The 863-nt window shown below is 64.9% G+C and carries 1 protein-coding gene; it reads right to left on the bottom strand.

Annotated features, from left to right (window positions below):
- Positions 1-34: 34 nt before the first annotated feature.
- The coding region (locus GGG17_RS15880) for an IS256 family transposase (RefSeq protein WP_154594672.1) at positions 35-863 on the bottom strand (829 nt) is incomplete at its 5' end.

Below are 863 nucleotides of genomic sequence, written 5' to 3'. Positions count from 1 at the left end.
TGTCCGGCTAACGGTGTAAGTGGCGTTTGCATGGTCAGCGGTCCTCCGCCGCGGGCATGCGGTCGGCGAAGGTGATGGCGAACGCGTTCAGTGCTGGCTTCCACCTAGTGACCCATCTTCTCTGTCCGGTGCCCTTGGGGTCCAGTGATCGGGTGACCAGGTAGAGCGTCTTCATCGCGGACTGCTCGTTCGGGAAGTGCCCACGGGCTCGGACCGCGCGCCGGTAGCGGGCGTTGAGCGACTCGATCGCGTTGGTCGAGTACAGGACCTTGCGGATCTCCTCGTCGTAGTCCAGGAACGGGATGAACTCCTCCCACGCGTTGTCCCACAACTTCTTGATCGCCGGGTAGGGCGTGCCCCACTTCTCGGCGAACTCCTCGTACCGTGCCCGGGCCGCCTCGGGGCTGGGGGCGGTGTAGATCGGCTTCATGTCGCGGGCGATCTGGTCCCAGTACTTCCTGCTGGCGTACCGGAAGGTGTTGCGGATCAGGTGGATGATGCAGGTCTGCACGATGGCCTGGGGGAAGGCCGCGTTCACGCTGTCCGGCAGACCCTTGAGGCCGTCGCAGACGATGAAGAAGACGTCCTTGACGCCGCGGTTGCGCAGCTCGGTCAGCACCGCGAGCCAGTACTTGGCCGACTCCCCGTCACCGTCACCGGCCCACATGCCCAGGATGTCCTTGTGCCCGTCCAGGTCGACCCCGATCGCGGCGTAGAACGGGCGGTTGCGGACCTGACCGTCGCGGACCTTGACCATGATCGCGTCGATGAAGATCGCGGCGTAGACCTTCTCCAGGGGTCTGGCCCACCAGGACTGCATCTCCTCGATCACCCGGTCGGTGATCCGCGAGATCACGTCCTTG

Source organism: Arsenicicoccus cauae (genome assembly GCF_009707125.1).
GTDB classification, from domain to species: domain Bacteria; phylum Actinomycetota; class Actinomycetes; order Actinomycetales; family Dermatophilaceae; genus Arsenicicoccus; species Arsenicicoccus cauae.
Note: the sequence above shows the minus strand (reverse complement) of the source record. Positions and strands in the feature narration are given on the sequence as shown.